At 42.0% G+C, this 24665-nt stretch carries 19 protein-coding genes; 1 reads left to right on the top strand and 18 read right to left on the bottom strand.

The genetic code is table 11. From position 1 onward, the window contains the following. Positions 1–15: 15 nt before the first annotated feature. From BLR53_RS01515 to BLR53_RS01480, 8 genes are all read right to left on the bottom strand, one after another. Positions 16–954 carry an L-histidine N(alpha)-methyltransferase gene (locus BLR53_RS01515; RefSeq protein WP_037443575.1) on the bottom strand — a complete coding sequence of 313 codons (939 nt, stop codon included), beginning with the start codon at positions 952–954 and terminating at the stop codon, positions 16–18. 3 nt (positions 955–957) lie between these two features. Beyond that, positions 958–2103: an ergothioneine biosynthesis protein EgtB gene (gene egtB, locus BLR53_RS01510; protein WP_074586512.1), complete on the bottom strand. Its 1146-nt coding sequence runs from the start codon at positions 2101–2103 to the stop codon at positions 958–960. Between the two features lie 4 nt (positions 2104–2107). After that, positions 2108–3688 (bottom strand): ABC transporter permease/substrate-binding protein, encoded by a 1581-nt coding sequence (locus BLR53_RS01505; RefSeq protein ID WP_074586510.1) that lies wholly within the window; start codon positions 3686–3688, stop codon positions 2108–2110. A 1-nt stretch (position 3689) separates the two neighbouring features. Further along, the gene (locus BLR53_RS01500; RefSeq protein WP_051760169.1) at positions 3690–4574 is read right to left on the bottom strand and encodes an ABC transporter ATP-binding protein; all 885 of its coding nucleotides are present in this window, start codon (positions 4572–4574) and stop codon (positions 3690–3692) included. A gap of 3 nt (positions 4575–4577) precedes the next feature. Further along, positions 4578–5957, bottom strand: coding sequence for a mercuric reductase (locus BLR53_RS01495; protein ID WP_074586507.1), 1380 nt, complete (start codon positions 5955–5957; stop codon positions 4578–4580). Positions 5958–6120: 163 nt separating this feature from the next. Further along, a complete protein-coding gene (locus BLR53_RS01490) occupies positions 6121–6666 on the bottom strand; it encodes a helix-turn-helix domain-containing protein (protein ID WP_244889433.1) in 546 nt (181 codons plus the stop codon). 22 nt (positions 6667–6688) lie between these two features. Beyond that, positions 6689–6901: a heavy-metal-associated domain-containing protein gene (locus BLR53_RS01485; protein ID WP_037443566.1), complete on the bottom strand. Its 213-nt coding sequence runs from the start codon at positions 6899–6901 to the stop codon at positions 6689–6691. A gap of 11 nt (positions 6902–6912) precedes the next feature. Next, positions 6913–9144: a heavy metal translocating P-type ATPase gene (locus BLR53_RS01480; RefSeq protein WP_074586505.1), complete on the bottom strand. Its 2232-nt coding sequence runs from the start codon at positions 9142–9144 to the stop codon at positions 6913–6915. A 203-nt stretch (positions 9145–9347) separates the two neighbouring features. Between BLR53_RS01480 and BLR53_RS01475 the strand changes: the two genes are divergently transcribed. Continuing rightward, a complete protein-coding gene (locus tag BLR53_RS01475; RefSeq protein WP_074586504.1) occupies positions 9348–10376 on the top strand; it encodes a glycerophosphodiester phosphodiesterase in 1029 nt (342 codons plus the stop codon). 98 nt (positions 10377–10474) lie between these two features. Here the strand turns inward: BLR53_RS01475 and BLR53_RS01470 are convergent, their stop codons facing one another. The 10 genes from BLR53_RS01470 to BLR53_RS01425 all read right to left on the bottom strand — a co-directional run bounded on the left by BLR53_RS01470 (position 10475) and on the right by BLR53_RS01425 (position 24626). Further along, positions 10475–11521, bottom strand: coding sequence for an NAD(P)-dependent alcohol dehydrogenase (locus BLR53_RS01470; RefSeq protein WP_074586503.1), 1047 nt, complete (start codon positions 11519–11521; stop codon positions 10475–10477). A gap of 54 nt (positions 11522–11575) precedes the next feature. Beyond that, entirely contained in the window at positions 11576–12256 is a 681-nt protein-coding gene (locus BLR53_RS01465) for a pseudouridine synthase (protein WP_074586502.1), read from the bottom strand. 28 nt (positions 12257–12284) lie between these two features. Then, the gene (locus BLR53_RS01460; protein WP_051760254.1) at positions 12285–13127 is read right to left on the bottom strand and encodes a DUF4349 domain-containing protein; all 843 of its coding nucleotides are present in this window, start codon (positions 13125–13127) and stop codon (positions 12285–12287) included. 7 nt (positions 13128–13134) lie between these two features. Next, entirely contained in the window at positions 13135–15459 is a 2325-nt protein-coding gene (locus tag BLR53_RS01455) for a hypothetical protein (protein WP_074586501.1), read from the bottom strand. Continuing rightward, complete coding sequence (locus BLR53_RS01450) at positions 15389–16432, bottom strand: hypothetical protein (RefSeq protein ID WP_074586500.1); 1044 nt, start codon at positions 16430–16432, stop codon at positions 15389–15391. Before BLR53_RS01450 ends, BLR53_RS01455 begins: the two co-directional genes overlap by 71 nt. Further along, positions 16433–17251, bottom strand: a complete 819-nt coding sequence (gene metQ / locus BLR53_RS01445; RefSeq protein ID WP_037444569.1) for a methionine ABC transporter substrate-binding lipoprotein MetQ — start codon at positions 17249–17251, stop codon at positions 16433–16435. It lies immediately after the preceding gene. Positions 17252–17316: 65 nt separating this feature from the next. Beyond that, positions 17317–17958, bottom strand: coding sequence for a methionine ABC transporter permease MetI (gene metI / locus BLR53_RS01440; protein ID WP_425312209.1), 642 nt, complete (start codon positions 17956–17958; stop codon positions 17317–17319). A gap of 10 nt (positions 17959–17968) precedes the next feature. Next, positions 17969–19006, bottom strand: coding sequence for a methionine ABC transporter ATP-binding protein MetN (gene metN, locus BLR53_RS01435; protein WP_280513374.1), 1038 nt, complete (start codon positions 19004–19006; stop codon positions 17969–17971). Positions 19007–19105: 99 nt separating this feature from the next. Next, positions 19106–20239 (bottom strand): efflux RND transporter periplasmic adaptor subunit, encoded by a 1134-nt coding sequence (locus tag BLR53_RS01430; protein ID WP_083331969.1) that lies wholly within the window; start codon positions 20237–20239, stop codon positions 19106–19108. 13 nt (positions 20240–20252) lie between these two features. After that, a complete protein-coding gene (locus BLR53_RS01425) occupies positions 20253–24626 on the bottom strand; it encodes a CusA/CzcA family heavy metal efflux RND transporter (protein ID WP_074587286.1) in 4374 nt (1457 codons plus the stop codon). Positions 24627–24665: the final 39 nt, after the last annotated feature.

The raw sequence follows: 24665 nt of genomic DNA, 5'->3' as shown, positions 1-24665 counted from the left end.
CTTTTCCTTTCTACATTATATACATTGCCAGACTGTGTCCAGAAACCATTTTTTATGATCAAAGAAATGCTGAATAGGCTTAAACCCTGTTTCTACTGCCATCTCCTCCGTTTGCGCTATACTGTATTTTTGAGAAATTTCCATGTAAATGACCTCATGTTCCTGAAATTCAAAATGCCGATCGCCAATATATACTTTCTGGTTAGTACGACTAATTAGATAGCTTTTGCAGGCTCCCGATCCAGGATCATAACATGGATAATGCTCAAAATCTGATACATTAAAATTGCCGCCTAATTCTTTATTAATACGATGCAAAAGATTCAGGTTAAACTCACGTGTAAAACCTGCAGCATCATTATAAGCAGCAAGTATTGTTCTTGGATGTTTCTTTAAGTCGAAACCGACAAGAACCAGATCGCCAGAATTCAGTGTTTCCCTGATCTGCCGACAAAAAGCCACTGCATTTTCCGGACTTTCATTTCCAATATTTCCGCCAAGCATTAATACGACCTTTCTTTTTGATGAAATCTGATTTGCCTTTTTGAGCATCTCAAAATATTCGCCATTTAAACCATGAACCCTTAATCCGGGAATGTCCTGTGGAAGATGTTCATCGAGATATTCGATCATACTGGAGGAAATATCAATCGGCATGTACGTGAAATCTGCTTTCATCTCAATCAACTCCTTCAATAAATAACTCGATTTCGTTGCGTCCCCTGCTCCCAGTTCAATCAGGTCAAAGTCCGAAAATCCATTTTTCAGTGCAGTAGCAAGTTCGGTACTATTCTCCCGAAAGATTTCCATTTCACAATTTGTCGGGTAATATTCAGGACAATCCATGATTTGCTGAAAAATACGATCGCCGGTTTCATCATAAAAGTATTTAGAATTCAGACATTTAGGTGTCTGACTAAGATCGCTTAAAACTTCTTTTAAAAATTGATTCATAAATTATCTAACCAGTCTGATCCCGCTGAACATCCAGCGCAGATCAGCGTGAAAAAAATTCCTGTATGTGTTCCTGCTATGCCCGTCAGCAGTAGCAATTGATGCGCCCCGCAGTACCTGCTGATTGACCATGAATTTACCGTTATATTCTCCTAAAGCACCAGGAGCTTTAGAAAAACCAGGGTAAGGCAAATAGGCACTTGATGTCCATTCCCAAAGCATACCCCAGTTAATCCGGGAAGATACGACCTCCCATTCAAACTCAGTTGGAAGACGCATCCCTTTCCAGGCAGCGAATGCATACGCTTCAAAATAGCTGATATGGCTCACCGGCTGATCCAGGTCTAATTTTTCCAAACCAGAATATCCATATCGCTGCCACTCCCCGTCGACCTCATACCAGTAAAGCGGTGCCTTTATACCTTGTAGCTTTACCCAGTCCCAACCTTCCGCGTGCCAGAGATTGAAATCCCGATATCCGCCTGAAGCTATAAATTCTACATATTCCTTGTTAGTTACCAGCGCAGTCGAGATCTCAAACTCCGGTACATACACTTTATGCCGCCCCAGTTCATTATCAAAATAGAATCCTTCACCGGTATTACCTATTTCGTAAACACCGGCTTCACTACGAACCCAGCCAGGATTTTCACCTTTCAAGTTTTTCTCAATATGGTTTTCGCCATATGCGGGAAATAATGGATTGTGCCCGAGAATGTATTTAATATCATACCATAGTAATTCCTGATGCTGCTGCTCATGATTAAGCCCGAGTTGAACCAAATCCAACACATCAGAACCTGCATTTTCCAGCAATTTTAACATGGCCTGATCTACATACCGGCGATACAAAAAAATATCATCCACAGTTGGTCTGCTCAGGTTACCACGATCTGTCCTGATTACGCGGGCACCAGCATTTTCATAGTAACTATTAAAAACATAATCATAACCTGAATGGAAATGTTGATAGTCTTTAGCGTGCACGGAAAGGACGAAAGTTTCAAAAAACCAGGTAGTATGGCCCAGATGCCATTTAGGAGGACTTACATCCACCACTGGCTGTACTACATAGTCTTCCTTTTCCAATGCTGAGCATATCCGTTCCGTTGTAGAACGGACGGCCATAAATTTTTCAATTGGAGACATTTGCTTAATTTTTGGTTTGGTTAGTTAAGTCTGTTATTGTTTTAATACCTAATTCAGCGGCTTGTTCCTTCCGCATCATTAGCGCATAAGTGTTATTAAATCCTATAGGTTTAAGCCATTTTAAAGCATATTTCCTATGAAACTCCTGGTCGAGATAGTTTCGCGTAGCTGGAATATCTGTACGCAGGCGCTCACGCGTCTGCTTATCTGGCTGCAAAACGACCAATAAACCTGTTCCAGTATATTCAGGATAAAAATCAATCTGTTTGTTTTGCAAAGCATCGAAACAAATCTTAGTACCGCCCAGCCCCGTTTTAGTTTCCACCAGAAAATCCGTATTTCCCAGAATTAAAATACGGTATATCTGTGCAAGAATATACTGTTCTCCGAAGATTTTACTCCCAATCCTCACGGTAAGTGCCGGAACCCGGCCTGCTTTTGATGGCCTCGGCTTTTTATACAAATTATTGGAAACCATAAAGTCTAAAGCAACTTTCTCAGGGCTTTGTTTGAGTTGGTCAACTTTATAATTCATTTCGGTCATTGCCGCTTCGCTGATTTTCCCCGATAACTCATTGAGTACAGTTTCCAATCCCGGAAACTTCAAGAGCACATCCTCTCTAATTAATGGAGCAGCCTGATAGGCAGGAAAGAGATTTAAATCATCTTCGAGTGTAATCAAACTATAAGCTTTTAATCTGCCATCTGTACTATAACCGCTAATCACATCCAAATGCTTGTCTCTTGCAGCCTTATACATAACCGCATCGCTAATCACGACGGTCTCCATATCCAAGTGATATAAAGATTTGAGGCCAATGTAACCGTCCTCCCTTCCCATGAACTCTGGCGTAAAACCAGCCAGTAATCTTCCTCCAAGCTTAGTGGGCAGGAGATAAAAAGAGGATAGCATAAGTATGATTACTGGCAGTGCAGCTTTCCAGAGCACCACCTTTTTTAAGCGGAAGCGTTGCACCCTTGACAGCATAAAATCCAGTAAAATAGCAAGAAGAGCCGCTGGTATTGCGCCAGCGAGAATCATATTTGTATTATTAAGTGCTATCCCTCCAAAGATAAATTCGCCCAGACCGCCTGCTGCAATGTAAGCTGCGAGCGTGGCCACACCAACATTAATCACAGTGGCCGTTCTCACACCAGCCATAATCACTTCAAATGACAGAGGAAGTTCCACTTTAAATAAAATCTGTAAGTTATTCATCCCCATTCCTTTTGCTGCATCGATAACAATTGGACTAACACCCACAAGGCCGGTATATGTATTTCTGACTATCGGAAGTAACGCATAAAGAAACAATGCGAAAATGGCCGGCCTTGGACCGATTCCCAGTATAGGGATAAGAATTCCAAGTAAGGCAATACTCGGAATTGTCTGCAGAACACCAGCGACCCCTAAAACACCGCCAGCAAATTTCGGCTTTCTGCTAATCCATATACCCAATGGTACAGCAATTAAAATGGCTAGGACCAGCGATATCATCGTCAGACCTATATGAGCTAATGTCTGACTGAGTAATTTACCGGACTGCTGCTGTATGAAATTAAAAAAATCTAAAACCTGACCCATCTTATCGCCGTTTAAAATTCTCAAAAGCAGTTAAAATATCGGGCAGTTCCGGTATTTCCGCACCGGCATCTGTTCGGTTTTCCAATACATCCCAAACTGAAACTTTAGACGGAACACCCCTGCTGGTGAATAAATCAGTAAGCATTACCGTCTTGAATTCAAGCTGCGTTCGCTGGTCACTAAAAAAACTGCGCACAAAAGCATTTGCCGGATTAAACAACAAGTCCATTGCCGTCCCAATCTGCTGAATTTCACCTTTATCCATAAGGCAGATCCTGTCACCCAGTTCAAAAGCCTCCTGAACATCATGCGTAACCATCAGGATCGTTTTGTTTTTCAACTCTTCCAGCTGCCGGAATTCCACGCGAATGTCTCTGCGTGTCAAAGCATCAAGTGCGCCAAAAGGCTCGTCCATAAGCAGCACGGGCGGATTCACCATTAATGAGCGGGCAAGTCCGACCCTTTGCTGCTGGCCGCCGCTCAAATTTTGCGGATAAAGTCCCGCAATCTGCGCTGGCAGCCGTAATTTTTCCAGCAGTTCAAATGTACGTTTCCTGATGGCGTCCTCTTTCCAGTTCAGAAGCTTTGGCACAACTGCAATATTTTCTGCAACAGTAAAGTGAGGAAAGAGCCCGTGGTGTTGTAACACATATCCAATGCCCCTGCGCAATTTCGAAGGGTCCTGTAAACTAGTATCAGTACCCTGTATCCATACACGGCCGCTATCGGGTTCCAGTAAACGGTTAATCATTCGAAGAGTTGTTGTTTTGCCACAACCGCTTGTACCCAGCAGGACTAGGTTTTCTGCTTCGGCGATTTCAAAACTGACCTGATTAACTGCAGCCTCATTATTAAAGTATTTAACTAGATTTTCTACCTTAATCATTTGTTATACAGACATAAATAAATTATTTAAAGATTCACTATATAAAGGATGTGCAAAAATTCCGCTCCTGATCTCATCGGCGGTAATCTTTCCCATCATTGCCATTTGCAGCACCGTCATAATCTCGCCGCCCTGCTCACCAATTATTGCTGCCCCGAGAATACGGCGGCTTTTTTTATCAATAATCGCTTTCATTAAACCCCGTGTTTCTGCACTCTCGATTGCCCGGGCTACATTTTTCATGGGGATGCTTGCTACAAGATAGTCTATTCCGGCTTCTTTTGCCTGACTTTCATTCATTCCGACCCTGCCTAACTGTGGGTCTGTAAACATACAATAAGGGATCATACGTTTACTGATATCTTTGTGACGACCATTCAATAGATTTTCCGTGATCACCAGATGGTCATTATAAGAAATATGCGTAAAAGCCGGGCCGCCCTTCACATCACCTAGTGCATAAATATGTTGCTCGGCTGTTTGCAAACGCTTATTGACCTTAATAAATCCTTTTTCGTCACATACGACCCCTGTATTTTCCAGTCCGAGAGCGGCGGTTTGAGGCCTTCTACCAGAGGCCACAAGGACATGGCTGCAGCTTAAACTCGCAGGCCCTTTACCTCCACCTTCGAGTTTTACATGCACTTTTCCTAATTTAAGACTTAAAGACTCTACCTGCGTTTCGGTCCATACGCGAATACCATCCTGATCAAAAATGTCACTCATAACCGTACAAATATCATCATCTTCCTTTGGCATCAGCCTATTAGACTTTTCGACTATAGTCACCTGTGAGCCTAATCTGCGAAACAACTGCGCAAACTCCAGACCGATATAGCCGGCACCGATAATCAGCAAATGTTCAGGAACTTCTTTAATTTCAAGTAAAGTAGTAGAAGTCAGATATGGGATCTCCTTCAAACCATCAATATCTGGGATAAAAGGCGTACAACCTGTATTGATAAAAATCTTTTTCGCTGTATAGTTTTCGAAAGAACCGTCATTTTTATCCACATAAAGTGTATGGGGGTCGACAAATCTGGCAGTACCATAAATAACGGTAAGATTCTTAGTTTCTTCAAGACCTTTGGTTGCACCTTCACGAAACTGCTTTACGATGGTGGATTTACGGTCCATGATCGCTTTAAAATCCACTCTATATTCGGGAATATGGATGCCGAGCTCATCACTTCTTCCAGCCATATACGCCATTCTAGCTGAAGCAATCATGGTTTTAGTCGGCGTGCATCCATCGTTTATACAAGTGCCGCCTATTGCTCTTTTTTCTATTAACGCTGTTTTCCAGCCCGCAGCAGCCAATTTCTTGGCGAGCGGAACACCAGCCTGACCCGCCCCGATTACAATCGCATCAAATTTATTCATGGACTATTGATTTGAAGGCTAACTGGGTTTATTCCCTGCCCCTTGTTACAACAATCAATTTGGAAAAATGTCAGAAAAATTTATAAAATGAGTTCAATTACTTTACACGAAAGGATGTGAACGGATTAAAAACATAAAAACCGGCAGTATATGCCGGTTTTTATTAAATAACCTGATCGAGAGGTTTACGTTTACCTGGCGGTAATGCCTTGTATTTGCTCGGGCTAAGACCTGTTACACTTTTAAACTGGGTTGATAGATGTGCACTGCTGCTATAACCCATTTGAAACGCTATCTCACTAAGATTATATTCACCATATTCGAGCAGCTCTTTAACTTTCTCGACTTTCTGCTGAATGATGTATTTTTCAATCGTGGTCCCTTCAATTTCGGAAAACAACCTGCTCAAATAAGCATAATCCTTGTTAAGGCGTTCTGCTACCAACTGGGCAGGGCTTTGTTTCAACTCATTTAAAGGACTTTGATGAATGATTGAAATTACCTGATTTTTAATCTGTTCGGTCAGCTTGTCCTTCTCTTTGTCTATCAGTTCAAAACCTAGCACCTGCATAGCAGAGGCTATCTGAATACGCTGTTGCTGATTTGGTTCAGGTTCAACATTTACAAGGCCTAATGAAATCTGTTCAATTTCGAAACCAAGCTGTTTAAGTTGTTGTCCCACAATCAGGATACAACGGTCACAAACCATATTTTTAATATGGAGCTGCATATCAGATTCTTTCCGCGTTGAAACCTGCAGTACTCAAGGTATTTATAATGTCGGAATCTTTAACTTCCCCTGAAGCTTCCACGGTCAGTATTTTGTCAGCGGCAAGTGTATCCACCTCCCAGTTTTTCACACCAGCAAGCTGATCCAGGTGAGGCTTAACAGTTGCGATACATCCGCCGCATTTAATATTTGTTTTAAATTGTAATGTGTCCATTTTTCTTGAATTTAAAGTTTAATTAATTTTAAACGGAGACTGTTGACAACAACAGAAACCGAACTCAATGCCATTGCAGCTCCTGCGATCATCGGGTTAAGCAAAAAGCCATTAAAAGGATATAAAATACCGGCAGCCAAAGGTATGCCAATCAAATTGTAAATAAATGCCCAAAACAGATTCTGTTTGATTGTTCTTACTGTTGCACCAGATAACTTCAGTGCTTTAGGAATCTGGCGCAGATCAGAGGAGATTATAGTCAACTTAGCCACATCGATAGCAATAGCCGAACCCTGAGCCATTGCTATGGAAAGATCAGCCTGCGCAAGCGCTTCACTATCATTAATTCCATCACCGGCCATTCCGACAATGCGGCCTTCCTTTTGAAGTTTCCTTACGAAATCTGCCTTATCGGAAGGCATCAAATCCGCCTGGAAATGAGTAATACCAGCCATCTTTGCGACGGCTCCAGCTGTAAATGCGTTATCACCGGTGAGCATATGAATTTCGATTCCCTGTTTTCTTAATAAAGTGATCGCATCGGCGGCCCCCTCCTTCAATTGATCCGCTATAGCGAGCACGAGTAATAATTCCTTGCCATTATGCAGATATATTACCGTTGCCGCTTCGGACTGATAATTGATTACAGCAGTTTGCAGTTTTTCAGGAATGTGCATCTCCGGTTTTAAGATCTTATGACTTCCCACAGTATATTTCAGACCATCTGCAATAACCTCTACACCTTTTCCAGTAATACTTTTGAAGTCAGACACCCGAGCCGCAACAACTTTTTTATTACGCAGATCAGTAACAATTGCAGTTGCAAGCGGGTGTTCTGATTGCTGTTCCGCCGCCAGAAGAATACCAAGCAAAGTATCAGAATTCACCATCTGGTTATCAGATATTTTAACGTCCGTAACTAAAGGTTTACCCAATGTAATTGTACCGGTTTTATCCAAAATAAGAGTGTCAATTTTGTGACCTGATTCTAAAGCTTCGGCATCTTTAATTAGAATACCATTTTCAGCACCTCTTCCTATCCCAACCATAATAGCGGTGGGTGTTGCCAGTCCTAATGCACACGGACATGCAATAACCAGCACGGTCACCATGGCGAGTAAGCCCTGGCTAAGTTTATACTCTCCTCCAAACAGCAACCAGGCTCCCAGCGTACATATCGCGATTAATAAGACGACCGGGACAAAAATGCCGGCAATTTTATCGACTAACTTTTGAACCGGGGCTTTAGAACCCTGAGCCTGTTGCACCATTTTAATAATCTGTGCAAGCAACGTTTCCGCACCAACCTTTTCAGCTACAAACTGAAAACTTCCTTTTTGATTAATTGTACCTGCAAAAACCTGCTTACCTTCTTCTTTAAACACAGCTAATGGTTCACCGCTAATCATACTCTCATCAACGTAAGAGTTTCCAGAAGAAACTTTTCCATCTACGGGAATCTTGTCACCCGGCTTAACACGCAGTATATCACCCTGTTTAACTGCAGAGACTTGAATTTCCTGCTCCTGACCATTACCATCAACCAAAACAACCGTCTGCGGTTGCAGACCAATCAATTTTTTTATGGCAGATGAAGTGTTAGATTTCGCGTTTTCCTCCAGCAATTTACCTAGCATGATAAAAACAATCACCACCGCAGCTGCCTCATAATAAACATGCGGGTGCATCCCTCTGCTGTGCCAGAATTCAGGATAGAAAGTATTAAACAAACTGAAAAGAAATGCGATACCGGTACTCAGTGCTACAAGACTATCCATGTTTGCTTTACCGTGCCTGGCTTGTTTATAGGCATTAATAAAGAAGCTTCTGCCAAAGACGAATAAAACCGGGGCAGTAAAAACAAGCATTATATAATTTGCATTGGGCATATCCATCAAAAACATACCCAGTACAACTACCGGAAAGGTCAAAGCGGCCGCATAAATAGTGCGTTTTTTTAAGGCTTGAAATTGTTCGCGCTGAATATCCTGTTGCTTTTCCTTACCTGAGACCTGATCAAGAATAAGATCATAACCGACAGATTGTAATACTTTTTTAAACTGTTCAGGCTGTATAATTTCGGAATTATAGGCAACCGTTACTTCCTGAGTAGCATAGTTGACCTCTGCACTCGATATCCCAGGCTGCTCAGCAAGCATAGACTGAACGCTAACTGCACAACCCGCACAAGTCATCCCCAATACTGGTAAAGAAAGGGTTTCTAAAGAATTTGCTGTTGTCATATTCATTTGTTTCCACAAAGATAGGTGCCAGTTCAGCGAATAAATTACAGGATTTGACTTTAAACTTTCATAATTCTGTTTTATAAACCATTTGTTAATATAGAATTACTTTACAGCTTATACTGAACTTTTAGTTTTGCGCATTAGTGTCTCTTTAGTACTTCAGAGGCCCTGAATTTAATCAATTTGTTTAATTTAGTTCTATGAAAAAGATCCTATCCGTATTAGCATTCCAATTAGCAGCCGTGTCCTTTACATTTGCACAACAGCCTATGATTTATTTAACCGGGTACACCTATTCCGACAAGCAGGCCAGCATCGGTCAGGTGATGACAGCCGAAGGCAAGCCGTTAAAACAATTTAAAATCAGCGGCCGCGATGCAAGCTCGGTCGAGATAAATAAGTCCGGAGAGCTTGTTGTAAAGGACGCTACACTTAAAAAAAGCCCTAAGAACCTCGAAATTTCCATCACAGCCGGTAAAGGTGGTCAGCAGTATACCGAAAACTACACCCTGCTGGCAGATGAGTTTAACCGCAATAAAGTAATAGCCCACCGTGGTGCATGGAAAAAAATGGGAACGCCGGAGAACTCAATTGCTGCATTAAAAGAAGCCGTAAAACTAGGATGCTACGGATCTGAATTTGACGTGCATTTATCCGCTGATGGCGTAATTTTCGTTAATCATGATCCCGAAATACAAGGTGTATCAATGGAGAAAAGTGACGCGGCAAAACTGAATACTGTCCGTTTGAAAGATGGCGAACCACTACCTCAGCTGGAGAATTTCCTTAAAGCGGGTATGAATCAGCAAACTACCAAATTAATTCTGGAGATCAAACCGTCTGTGGTTAGTCCTGAACGTTCAATTCAGCTCACACACGAAGCTTTGAAAATCATTAGAAAACTTAAAGCTGAGGCTTGGGTCGAATATATCAGTTTCGACTATGCAGCGTGTAAAGAAGTTATTAAACTCGCACCATATGCAAAAGTATCTTACTTGAAAGGCGATAAATCCCCAGATGAACTTGCTGCAGATCATTTCTTCGGGCTGGATTATCACTATTCGGTTTTGCAGAAGAACCCGGACTGGGTTAAATCTGCGAAAGCACATAAGCTCGCTATTAATGTATGGACAGTGAATGATGCCGCAGTTATGGATGAGATGCTTAAAACAGGTGCAGACTATATCACAACCAACGAACCAGAACTCCTTTTTGAAAAAGTAAAATAATCTTCAATCGGCGTAATAGAAAATCAAACAGCATATAAAAAGGCAGCTCACCAAGTGTGAGCTGCCTTTTTATATGCTGATAAGATCCTGAATCAGGACTAATTCAGGGAGGCCATATCAATTACAAATCGATAATGCACATCACCCTTAAGTGTCCTTTCATAAGCTTCATTGATCTGATCTATCGATATCATTTCCACATCTGAAGTAATTTGATGTTCAGCACAGTAATCCAGCATTTCCTGAGTTTCCCTGATTCCACCGACCAGTGATCCGACTAAACTTCTTCTGCCACCAATTAAATTAAACGCATGTACATCAGCAGGAGTCGGTGGTACGCCAAGTAATACCATTACACCGTTAGTTTTCAGTAAGGACAGGTATTCATTATAGTCATGTTCTGCGGAAACCGTATCAATAATAAAGTTGAAACTGTTCGCCAGTTTTTTCATATTTTCCGGATCGGTAGTTAATTCAAAATGATGCGCACCAAGTTGCTGGGCGTCTTTCTCCTTACCTTTTGACCTGCTTAAAACTGTAACTTCAGCACCCATTGAGGCTGCGATCTTAACAGCCATATGTCCGAGGCCTCCCAGTCCAACAACTGCCAGTTTATCTCCTTTTTTTACGTTCCAGTGTTTTAGCGGGGAATAAGTTGTAATGCCGGCACATAAAAGGGGGGCAACTTTTTCCAGGGGAAGTTTATCGGATACGCGAAGTACAAACTTTTCAGTCACGACAATATGACTTGAATAGCCACCATAAGTGATCGTTTTTTTGTCTTGTAAAAGGGAATTATAAGTTTGCGAGTTTCCATTTTCACAATACTGTTCATTATCTTCATCACAATTCTGACAATGTCCGCAAGAGTCTACAAAACAGCCAACTCCAACTGTTTCGCCGACTTTAAACTGCGTAACCTGGTCGCCCACGCGGCTAACCTTACCCACAATCTCATGTCCGGGAACTACAGGGTACATTGTACCACCCCATTCATTTCTTGCTGTGTGAATATCCGAATGACATACACCACAATACAATATCTTAATTTCAACATCATTGGACCCCGGCTCCCGGCGATCTAAAGAATAAGGAGCCAAAGGCTGATCTGCTGCCTGGGCCGCATAGGAATGAACTGCTTTCATCTGTAATAAATTTATATACTAACAATTTCAGCAAGGAATTGTTGCAGCCTAACCCTATACGAATTTCATCATTTCCAGGACAGCGCCGAATTCAGGCTGTACAGCGGCTTTAAGTGCTATCGGCATACCACTTACCGGATGAACGAAATTCAGTTCAGAGGCATGCAGCAACATTGTCGTCATCTCCCATTGCTCTTTAAAAAACTTGTTCTGTTTATTACAACCGTGTTTCCGGTCTCCGATAATCGGATAAAATATATGTGCAAAGTGTTTTCGAAGCTGGTGCATTCTGCCAGTTGTCGGGCTAGCTTCTACCAGGGAATACCTGGAAGTCAGATGTTTCCCAAACGGAATATCCAGCTCTGCTCTTTTTAAAGTTATAAATGAGGTGAATGCATCTTGCATAACGCCGTTATCTTTCATGAGCGGATAGTCAATATCCATACTATCAGGCGCGTAACCACGCAGCACAGCCAGGTATTTCTTTTTCACCTGTCCTTCCATAAACTGCTTTTGCATAGCAATCTCGTTTTCTTTATCGAAAGCAAACAGGAGCAGTCCGCCCGTTTTTCTGTCAAGCCGGTGCACCGGACTTACTTTGCGGCCCACCTGATCCCGGAGCAGCTGTAATGCGAACTCTTTAGCGTCGCTGGCCATCGCGGTACGGTGAACCAATAAGCCATGCGGTTTATTTATAGCTATCAGGTAATCGTCCTGATAGATGATATCTAACATATTAATCTTTTTGACGAAGGTAAATAAATCATTTGACGCGTCTCGCCTTGTATTGACGGTAAGCCAGATAAAGAAGGATTAGCGCGAGAATGACCAGCCATAACTGCGTAATAAACAAAATCACTTCTTTAAAGATTCTCCAACCTTCAACAATGTTAAGACCTACCCTTTGAAAAAAAGATGGTTTATAGGCCGAAAGCTTATCATTTCCGGTAACCAGCCGCTGAACCTTGTTATCCTGATAGAAATTCAAGGTAATCGTGCTGTAGGCAACTTTTGCGTTAATTTGACGATTGGCCTCCTGCTGCGCTATGGTACGTTCTTCAATTTGCAGTTTTTTGTCAATAACCTGTGCCTGATTCTGCGGTAATTTATTCATCCCAGCAGTCGCTTTTTTCTGAGCTGCAGTTTTACGTGAATTCTCCTTAAATGTTCCGCTGAGGTCTTCCATTCTTATTGATTGGAAATCGACAAAGACAGCCATTTTCACAACCTTTGAAGTAAAGTCATCCAGACGGTCTGCGGGTATTCTGGCAATCACTAATCCGTCAGTACGGTAAGAATTCAATTCCAATAAAGAATCAATGCTGTAAGCAACCTTTTCATTTTCAACAATATTGCTCTGGGTTGATGCTTCAACCAGAAATCCACCTTCATACTGAATCACTTCACTGAGTTTCTCCTTTGTATTCTGGACATTCTTTACCCGAAAACGCATTTCAGAGGTTTTACTGATTTTGCTTCCCGAAACCGAATCGGTAGCTAAAAATTCCTGAGATACAGCATCCTCAGCTAACCTGCCATTATGGTTATTCCCTTTACAGGCAAAAAGTAAAATCGGGAGAAAAGCGGCAATCCATATTTTTTTCATGCAAAGATTAGTTATTGTTTGTAGACAAATAAGTCCTGAAATATCCACACTCATTAATGATATCATTGTAAAATGCAGAACTAGCGAAATCCTTTTTCAGCTGTGCATAATACTGGCCAGCCGGTATTTTCAACAAATCATTATAACCATAATAAGTGCCTTTATTTTCAGGCGCGAAATAAACTGCGTTATAAGACGCATTGCGTTCACATTTACTGGCCAGAAAAGTATATTTAGCCTGAAGATTCTTCGATTGAGTTGTTTTTCTGGCAAGCAGATAGTATTTTTCAGCAAGTTTATTGCTGGTAAAAATATCCCGGAAAGGTGCAGAAATATCCGAAGGTAGATTTCCTAAACTTCCTGTGATATCAGACTGGTAAAAACTTCTTCCATTCCCATAGTAAGAAATATTGTAGTAAGCATTAGCTAAAAGAGAAGCATTTCTAGATACATCTTTACCCTGAGCAAGTTGTGCTTTAATTTTAACCAGTGTCTCCACAAAAGACAGATTCGTAAAAGGTGTCTTTAGCACCTGCGCATGGTCACAATCATGACAGTCCACAAGTCTCATATTAAAAGGGTTTCCCAGGAAAGTAAAACCAGCACCTGCCCCAGCCTGTTGCATAAGTTCCAGCGCTTTTTCCGGCTGATCCCTGTAAACTAGCTGTGAAGCCTGCAAATAGTTAAGCTGCTCCAGCTTCACAGGATAAAATCGAAGCATTGCTTTCTCGAATGCAGATTGATTAGTTTTACCGAGCAATGCTTTAAGCTCGTTAATGTGAGTATTTGACTGGTAGAACTGAGACGTCGGCCTAAAACAATTAGCTTTAACCAATTCTCCCTGTTTGGTATATAGATTCGCCAGTATAGTCAGGCTTTCTCCCAGTGCACGACTGTAACGCAGATCTGAAATCACTCCTTTCTCCTGACTAAGTTCTGCAAGCCAGTTTAAAGGAGCTACCATTTTCGCTTCAGCTTTAGCATCAATCTTCTGAAGCGTGTTTAAATACAAAGTCCAGTCTAACAACCGGTATTGCGCCTGTAATAACTTATTATCCGCCGGAAGCATTTTTTCGGCTTCATCATAAAATTTGCGTGCATCGATATAATGACCAGCTAGTGCGTTTAAATAACCTGCACCCATTTTCCATAAAATAGGCTGGTGTACCTGGCCGCTGCGTGCGATACTATTCACAACTTCAATTTCTCTTACTGCTTCGGCACGTATCGCCTGGCCACCCTCCGATTGATCACGTAATCCAGAACCATTGAGCTCGCGTTTGTTAATTAACCTGCTGAGTAAAAGATCAAGCTTATCAGAAGCAGCATTTAACTTGTAGATTTCGTTAATTGCGCGGAGCTCATCTTTGGTAGTACCTAATAAATGCCAGAGTGTGATCTTCTCATCCTTATTTTTAGCAAGGGACAATGTGGCCTCCCAATCTTTTTCTTCCTGTGGATGAAAACTCCATTGACTTGGAATTTTAAAGTTCAGGGCATAATCATATCCTTTACTATAGAGATAATTCGCCTGACTATAGTCATTACGCAGGTAATAGTAGCCGGCAAGATATCCAAGGGATCGGTAATACAATATATTCTTCGGAAATTCGGATTCTGTAGAAGCAAAATATGCCGGAAGGTCATATTTTTCATTATTATAACGCTCCCAGTCCAAACGACAAAGGAAATAATAGTAACGAACCGTCTGAAACCACAGACGTTCTCTGATAAAAGGGTCTTTCTCCTTTTTCATAGCTATTAAAAGACGTTGTTCCAGTTCAGCACTAATCTGTCTGTCTTGTTTTTCCGGTGCATACCAGGAATATTCCCCGGGACCCACTGCATAACTTTCTGCCGCCTTAGCAATCTGTAAATAATTAAAGAAGAGAGCTGCCTTTTTTTTCTCCGATTTAAACTGCTTTAGCTCAGGCAATCCATCAGGTAATACTTTAATTTTTCCCTTCACATAAAGTGCAGCTGAATCCACTCTTGACTCAGAAGAGCGTAACAATAACGCATCCAGTGTAGTAGAATCAATTTTATTCTTGAACCATTGCTGCCATTCCGTAACAATACTTTCATTATAGCGGCTGTTACTGCTACTGCCGTTTATATATAAAGTTGTCCAGCTCGTATAAAAAAATGGCGAATAGTCTTCGGAAACAAAAGCCTGCGGTGCAAAACTTGAATTGTCCTGATCATCCCAGCCACCATCGCCACAAGCATATACTATTCCTGCAATGGCAACGCTGCAGAAACTAAAAATAAGAAGAAATTTCCTGGAGATCTTTGGCATCAAAATCAGCGGCATTTTCGGACGATAGTTCATAATAAATGATATTTCTTTTTTTGAGAACCGCCAGTTCGGATGTTAGTTGAAGGGCAGCCTCTTTCAATGTGTTTTTATTGATTTCTTCCAGTTTAAGCAGATCATTTTCCTTAATATAGACACCCCCGGTGAAAAAACTTTTTCTCGCCCGGTAAACATCCTGATATTTAGTTTTAGTAAAACGATCAGCATCAGACAGTTCCTTGCGGGTAATCTTCGCATAAAGCTGAATCACCTTTCCCTCTCTGATCTGCAGAGTCCAGGAGAACAAAGGCAGTGCCACATCCAGCGGTAAATGATAATAGCGTACACGCTGGAGGTACCGTGACGCGTCTTTTATATTATATATAGAATTTGCAAGCTTAGGATCTGCAGAAATTTTACCCATATTATAGAACATCAGTATCCCTTTATCCACTGGAGGAATACCGGTCCTTTCCGGGTATTTAACCTGATGCAATCTTATTGTCGCCGAAAGCTTTTTACCTGTATATTTTCTGAATAACGATAAAAAAGAAAAATAGGCAGGTCTTGTACTCACAGTCCAGTCACAATCTATCTGAACTTCCTCGTAGTGAACACCAGCCTTCTCTGCAAGATGCAAAATCTCACGGTTAACCCTCGACGCCAGTGAATCTAATTCCGGGCCTTTTTTTGTGCTCTCAAATACCTGATTAGTCAGATAAACTACAGGAATAATTTTCAAATCTTTAGAAATATCAGAAGCCTTTAAAACTGCTCGCGGGACAGACTGGTTCAACCGGGTATCCCATACGACGTCAAAAAAACGAACATATAACCTGTTGGCAGCCACTTCTTTCAGTAACGACTGTTGCTTCCCTGTTAGATTAAAATCTGTTTTCCAGTAATAAAAAGCGGCCTGTGCATCAGATTTACTGTTGCGGCAGGCCGAAAATATATTGATCAGCAAAAACGCCGAACAAATTAGCCCTGAAGGCTTATTAATAACCATTTACCAACCTTTAACAGCTCCCCCTTTGAATTCTTGTTCAGCTACTTTTTCAACTTCTTTGGATTGGTAAGCTTTCACAAACTTTCCAATCTTTTCATCAGTCTTGTTATCTTCCCTGGAGACAATAATATTTACGTATGGTGATTCTTTTCCTTCCATAAACAGACCATCTCTATTAGCTACCAGACCCGCCGGTGTGGCAAAAGTATTATTGATAATTGCGATAGTTACCTGTTTATCATCTAATGCCCTGGGCAATTGAGGAGCCTCCAGTTCAAGAATTTTAAGATTTTTTGGATTGGAAACTATATCAGTTGCATTAGGTAGCAAACCAGAAGCTGGATTTAGCTTTAGTAATCCACTGGCCTGCAATAACAATAAAGCCCGGCCCAGGTTGGTCGGGTCATTCGGAATGACAATAGTACTTCCGTCTTTCAATTCTTTAACACTCTTAATTTTATGGGAGTATCCAGCCAGCGGAAAAACAAAAGTATTCCCCTGGATCGCGAACTTATAACCTCTTTGTTTTGCCTGAACATCCAGATATGGTCTGTTCTGAAAGACATTTACATCAATATCTCCTTGATGTAAAGCCTCATTAGGCATCACGTAATCGTTAAACTGTACAAGTTCCACATCCAGTCCAAATTGTTCTTTGGCTACCTGCTGTGCTGTCAAAGCAACCACATACTCCGGACCAGATTCCACACCCACCTTCAATACATTATTGTCGGCATTTTTCTTTCCATTACCACATCCCCAAATGGACACTAAAATAAAGGCTGCTGCAGCCAGAGAAGATTGAATTGTAGATTTCATATCAAATGAATTGCTTTTTTCTAATTACAAATATAAACCGGATCAGGCTTTATCTGCTTTTTATATTATGATTTTCTGTGATCTGTTTTTCTCGCTATAAAGTCACCAGAATATTGGATAATAAACACCAGGATAACCAGCAGGATTAAGACTGTATTCATCACGAAAACATCATAACCTACATAACCGTATTGATAACCAATCTGCCCCAATCCGCCAGCACCAACAGCCCCGCCCATTGCAGAATAGCCTACCAGAGTAATTAAGGTAATAGACGCTGTATTAATCAGAGAAGGCAATGCTTCCGGCAATAAAACTTTTCTTACAATCTGAAAAGGAGAAGCGCCCATTGCTCTCGCAGCTTCGACAAGCCCCAGTGGAACTTCCATCAGGCTATTCTCCACCATTCTAGCGATAAAAGGGGCGGCTCCTATACTCAGAGGAACCAGCGCGGCTTCTACACCTATGGACGTACCGACCAGCATTCTGGTAAAGGGAATCATCCAGACAATCAGAATAATAAAAGGTACTGAACGAAATATATTAACAATAAAAGAGATAACATTATTTAGTGAGCGGCGCTCCAGCAACTGTCCCTTCTGTGTGAGATATAACATCACACCCGTCGGCAAACCAATAACGAAGCCAAAGAAACCGGCTGTAAAAGTCATTACTATAGTTTCCCATGTGCCCTTAATGAGCAGCATTATCATTTGTTCAGACATAGCCCAAGACCTCCACCTTTATATTTCTCTCCTTATAAAAATTCAATGCATCCAAATGATCTTTATCCTCACCGAATACTTCGACTACCATAATACCGAATTTAACCCCGCCAGCATTTTCAATCTGTGCACAGATTATATTATTGTCCAGATTAAATAGCCTGCTCACCTCCGAGATTACTGGATTATCTGCCGAACCACCAGTAAATTCGAGTTTCAGTAAAGGCCGGGTTCCGGGTTCCTGAAATTCTTTAAGACGTTCCAGATAAGCTTCTGGAATATCCAGATTAATAGCAGAAGCAATAAACTCGCGTGTCAGATCGGTGCGCGGATGCGCAAAAATCTCGCTTACGGTTCCTTGTTCAATGAGCTTTCCCTCGCTAATCACAGCAACCTGATCACAGATACTTTTAACGACATCCATCTCATGTGTAATAAGCAGTATGGTTAAGTTCAGTCTTCGGTTAATATCCTTTAACAACGTAAGAATAGATGCGGTAGTTGCCGGGTCGAGTGCACTTGTAGCCTCATCACACAATAAAACACCCGGATTACTAGCAAGCGATCTGGCAATGGCCACTCTTTGCTTCTGTCCGCCGGAAAGATTTGACGGGTACTGATGCTGTTTGTCCTGCAGACCAACCAATTGCAGTAATTCCTGCACCCTTGTCGAAATTTCTCCTTTCGAAAGACCATCAAGTTCGAGCGGGAAAGCTATGTTTTCAGAAACCGTTCTGGAAGACATCAGATTAAAATGCTGAAAGATCATTCCGATCTTCCTTCTTTCTTTTGCGAGGGCAGCAGGTTTAAGCTGCATTAAATTTACCCCGCCCAAAATCACTTCTCCTTCATCAGGCCGTTCCAACAAGTTTACACAGCGGATCAGTGTGCTTTTTCCTGCACCTGAAGCCCCGATTACGCCGACAATTTTACCTGCCGGTACAGTTAATGATACTTGATCAAGTGCTGTGGTAACCCTGCCCTTCTGATGAAATCTTTTAGTGATTTGCTTTAATTCAATCAAAGACATTTTATACGATTTAGCCAAATTTGGCGCAAGCTAAGCATTATTGATTTATTTCTAGTATTTCAATAGACTTAAATAAGCAGAGCCTGCGCCAGGATTCCATTATTCTTCTTCCGCAGTATTCTTCATTTTCATCAAGAGTGCATAAGCATTAGCCACTACCAATTTGGTATCCGGACTAATTGCTGCTGATATGATCTGCTGTCCACCGTCCTGCAGGTTACCCAGTTGCACCGGAACCATATTAAAACTTTGCTTGCCGCCAGCTACAAATACATAATATAAATTCTGCCATCTCACTACAGCCTCCTCGGGAACGGTCAAAGCCCGTTGCCCCTCTAATGCAAGCTCTGCTACCATAAACATCCCAGGTACAAGCGATAAGTTAGACTGAGTAAAGTGACAGTGTACTTCCGCCATGCGGTCGGCATTCAGATCCCTGCTAATCAACGCAACAGTTCCCAAGTATTTCTGATCCGGATTTGCGTTAGTGTAGGCCAGTAATTTTTGTCCTGTACGCAAACGTGAAAGATCCTTTTCATATACCTGAACAGACAAATGAATATCCTTCGGATTAATCAGTTCAAAAAGAACATCTGTAGGCGCTGTATATTTTCCAGGATTTACATTCACTTTAGAAACGAAACCATCTATCGGAGATCGAACTGCAAGCGTTCCTGAAATATTTGATGCTGTAAGTCCACCAGCGTTAATACCTAGTAGGGAAAGCTTCTCAGCTAGCGCTTTTCTACTGATCCTTTGGGTTTCCCAGGCCGTTTTTGCCTGTTGCAGTACCTTATCACTACTTGCTTTACTCCTATTAAGTTCTTCCTGTCTTTTATACTCCAGTAAAGCGAGATCTTCAGTAGCTTTAGTTTGCAGAAAATCCTGCTGGAGCTGAATAAAAGCAATATCTTCCAGCATACCGAGCACCTGACCTTTTTTAACAGGCATACCTGCCACCATGGTTGTTCTTCTTAAGTAGCCACCTAGAGGAAAGCTCACGCTAACCAGTCCTGACGGGGGAACCTCAACCGTTCCCTGTACCTTTAAAACCTGATTTATATCTTTTTCCACTGGAGAACCAATTACAATCCCTGCGTTCTTAATTTGCGCTGGATTGAGGCTCACCAGTGTCGTATCTTCCTGGACCTGCAGAGCAGCAGGCTCTTTTTTTGGCGAAGAGCAAGATGCAAGACAGCAAATGGTAACACCTAATATGATATAGTTTTTCATTCTGATTATTTTTTTAATTATTAAAATCCCGGGTATTTAACTCTAAAAGCCTGATAACAGACTGGTTGTACGCACTAAGTGTGTCCAGATATTCGCTACGGACTCTTACAGCCTGATCGGCAAGAATTACCCATTGCAGATAATCAATATCTCCCCCTGCAAATTGCTGATCTGCCGCGGTCATAATTACTTCCGCATCTTTAAGTGCTTGTTTTTCATAATAGTCGAGTGCGTCCTGATGCTTCTTTAAGCCAGACAGCGCATTCAAATAATTAACACGTGCAGCATTACTGCTATAGTTCAAATCCGCTTTTGCCTGCTCCCATTCCACTCGCGCTGCTCTTGATTTGGCCGTTTGTGCACCTGAAAAAACCGGGATATTTATTCCTGCACTTACGTATGAAAACCGTTTGCTGCTGCCGTACAACTTCTCGATTCCATTTTCGTTCTGAATACCGTTAATACTCTGATTATTATATCCAATAAAAAAATCTGGCAAAAGCTTGCTTTTTTCGGTTTTATACCGCCAGTTCGCTTCTTCGGCCGCCGCCCTTGCGAGCTGCACCTGAGGATGTTCCGATTCAGGATAAACCTGCAAATCACTAATTCCCTTCAAACGCAGAGAACTACTGGATGGAACATAAGTAACGGAATCCTGGAGAACAAGGTTAAACGTCTTCAGGGCGATTTTTAAATCCCCCTTCAGTTGTGCCAGCTGGCTGGCAATCTGTTCACTGTGCAGCTTAGCTGTAGTTTTTTCTACAATATTTGCTTCACCTGCCTTAAAACGAATACCTGTCTTCGCTGCGAATAAAGTGTAAATACTATCTGCGTAAAGCAATAGTCTTTGTTTCTCTTTTAACCAGATCACTTCTGAAAAAGCAGATCTGACAGCAGACCTTACCTGAATTACAGTGAGTTTATTCCTGGAGGCAGACATGTTATATTGTGCTTCGAACTGCCCACGTTGATTACGGTATACTGCCGGAAAACTCAGCGCCTGTGAAACACCGAACCTGGTATCACGCTGCACACTGTTCATCTGGCCGTAATCAGCGCTAAATTGCGTTTTAGCCAGATCTGCACCAGCATTTTTCCGGAAACCGGCTGCTTGTTCGGCAAGCCTGGCAGACAATATTCCTGAATTATGTTTTTCGGCAATCCGGATCGCCTGAGTTAAATCAATATTTACCTGCTGGCTATGTCCCATCAGGGGGCTCATCAGCAAGAACAAAGGAAGCAACACCAAGGTCTTGCTTTTTGTGACTTTCACAGAGACCTTATCCAGCAGCATATATAAAGCCGGCAGTATAAATAAAGTAAGTAGTGTAGCTGTAATCAAGCCACCTATTACAACTGTCGCCAGCGGGCGCTGAACTTCTGCTCCTGCTCCGTTACTCAGGGCCATCGGTAAAAACCCTAAAGAAGCCACTGCGGCTGTCATCAATACAGGCCTTAACCGGTTCCTTGTACCGGACATGACCAGCTCCAGCGTATCTGTTACCTTACCTTCCAGCTTGATCCGGTTAAACTCTGCAATCATAACGATACCGTTTAACACAGCCACACCGAACAATGCAATAAAGCCCACACCAGCAGAAATACTGAACGGCATATCGCGCAGTACCAAACCAAATACACCACCAATCGCAGAAAGCGGAATAGCGGAGTAGATCAGCGCAGCTTCCTTTACAGAAGAAAATGCAAAATAAAGCATCACAAAAATGAGCAATAGCGCAACTGGGACGGCAATACTAAGTCGCTGTTTTGCCTGCTGAAGATTTTCAAAAGCACCGCCATACTCAATTGTATAGCCAGGTTCCATTTTTAATTTAGCTGCGATCTTCTCTTGCAGCTCATTGACGATGGACTGTACGTCCCGCCCTCTAACATTGAAACCCACCAGGATACGACGCCTCGCGTTCTCCCGCTGGATCTGATTAGGTCCCTCAATCTCATTAACATCGGCAATCTGGTTCAATGGTATCTGTTGCCCAACCCGGTTCCCGATCAGTAAATTCCTTACATCGTCGACACTTTTGCGTCCGGCTTCGTCTATACGTACCACAAGGTCAAAACTTTTTTCTCCCTCATAGACCTTCCCTGCGGCTGCACCTGCAAAAGCAGCATTGACAACGCGATTGACCGTTTCGACGTCCAACCCATACCTCGACATTTCGGCACGGTTATAACGAATTACTATCTGCGGCATACCGGTAACCTTCTCAATATACCAATCTGCTGTACCGGAAACGGTTTTACTGATTCCACCGATAATTTCCGCATAGTCAGATAAACGATCAAGATCTTCCCCGTAGACTTTACATACCACATCTTGTTTGGCTCCGGTCATCAATTCATTGAAACGCATCTGGACAGGAAATTGAAAACCCGTTGTTACACCTGGAACTGCTTCTTGTACGGCAGCAGCCATTTTCGTCGCCATATCAGGAAAAGTATGTGCAGAGGTCCACTCCTTTTTATCTTTCATTACAATAATCATATCCCCGCCTTCAATAGGCATGGGATCAGTTGGGATCTCCGCACTTCCGATACGGGAAACAATTTTTTCCACTTCTGGAAATTCATCCATTATTATTTTGGAAACCTGCAAAAAAGTTTCTGTGGTCTTTTTCAAATTTGTACCCACCAGCAACCTTGTTTCGACAGCAAAATCGCCCTCCTCCAACTGCGGAATAAATTCGCCACCCATTCTCATGAATAAGCCAATTGCAATAACAAACAAAGCCACCGCGAACAATACCGCCATTTTTCTGAATCTAAGAACGCGGGTTAAAGCTCTGGTATAGTAATTTTCCAGTTTGGCCATAATGCGGTCCGAGAAATTAGGCTTGTGCTTAACTTTCCTGCTCAGGCAAAGTGAGCTAATCATCGGCACATATGTTAGTGAGAGGATAAATGCACCTAAAATAGCGAAAGCTACAGTTTGAGCCATCGGTTTAAACATTTTTCCTTCTATGCCCTGTAGCGAAAGAATAGGTAGGTAAACGATCAGAATGATAATTTGCCCAAAAACCGCTGCATTCATCATTCTGGAAGCAGAAAATGAAACTTCCTCGTTCATTTCAGCCGGGCTGAGCGCATCGGAATACTGATATTTTCTGGAGAAATGCATATGGTGCAGAATCGCTTCTACAATAATTACTGCTCCGTCAACGATTAATCCAAAATCTAATGCACCAAGACTCATTAGATTACCACTTACACCAAAAAGATTCATCATCATAATGGCAAAAAGCATTGACAACGGTATCACAGAAGCAACAATTAAACCTGCTCTCAGATTGCCTAAAAATAAGACTAGAACAAATAGCACAATCAGTGCACCTTCCAGCAGATTATGCTCAACCGTGGAAATTGCATTTTTAACCATTTTGGAACGGTCCAGAAAAGGTTCGATCTGTAATCCCTCCGGCAGGGTTTTCTGAATCTCTTGAACTTTGAGTTTTACATTTTTTACTACTTCGGAAGAGTTTTCTCCTTTCAGCATCATGACAATAGCGCCGGTAACTTCACCTGTGTGATTAAATGTAAGTGCTCCGTAACGAATTGCAGCACCAATTTTTACATCTGCAATATCACGAACCAGAACAACAGATCCGTTGGTATTCTGGCGAACTACAATCTGTCCGATGTCTTCTATGCTCCCGGCAAGACCTTCTGTTCGAATGTATAAAACTGAAGGGCCCTTCTCAATATAACCACCCCCGGTATTTCCGTTGTTGGCCTGAAGAGCTGTGAACACATCGGTGATAGTCAGGTTCATCGCCTGTAAACGGTGCTGATTTATAGCGACTTCATATTGTTTTAATTCCCCGCCAAACGTGGAGACATCCGCGACGCCTTTAGTGCCAAGTAATTGCCGCCTGACAGACCAGTCCTGTATAGAACGCAGCTCGGACAGCGAATACTTGCCTTCGTAACCCGGCTTTGGCCGCAGCACATACTGATAAATCTCGCCTAATCCAGTGGTCACCGGGGCAAGTTCCGGTTTACCTGCAGCTGCGGTAATTTCTGCTTGCTGCAAACGTTCGGTGATCTGTTGTCTGGCCCAGTAAATATCAGCATCATCTTCGAATGTGATACTAATCAGCGAAAGTCCGAAACGGGAAAGACTCCTGCTCTCTTTGAGCCCGGGAATACTACTGAGTGCCTGTTCAAGCGGAAAAGTAATTAATCTTTCCACATCCAGTGCACCCAGTGCAGGGGCTGTAGTAATAACCTGTACCTGATTACTTGTAATGTCAGGTACTGCATCTATCGGTAAACGGCTTACTTCAAAAATTCCATAAAGAATCCAGATAGCCATAAATATTCCTATCACCAGTTTATGATGAACGGAAAATTGAATAATTCTATTGAGCATAGTGCTGCTTTTCAATTTTAACAGAAATACACTGTGCAC

This window comes from Pedobacter antarcticus (assembly GCF_900103515.1).
Lineage (GTDB): Bacteria > Bacteroidota > Bacteroidia > Sphingobacteriales > Sphingobacteriaceae > Pedobacter > Pedobacter antarcticus.
Note: the sequence above shows the minus strand (reverse complement) of the source record. Positions and strands in the feature narration are given on the sequence as shown.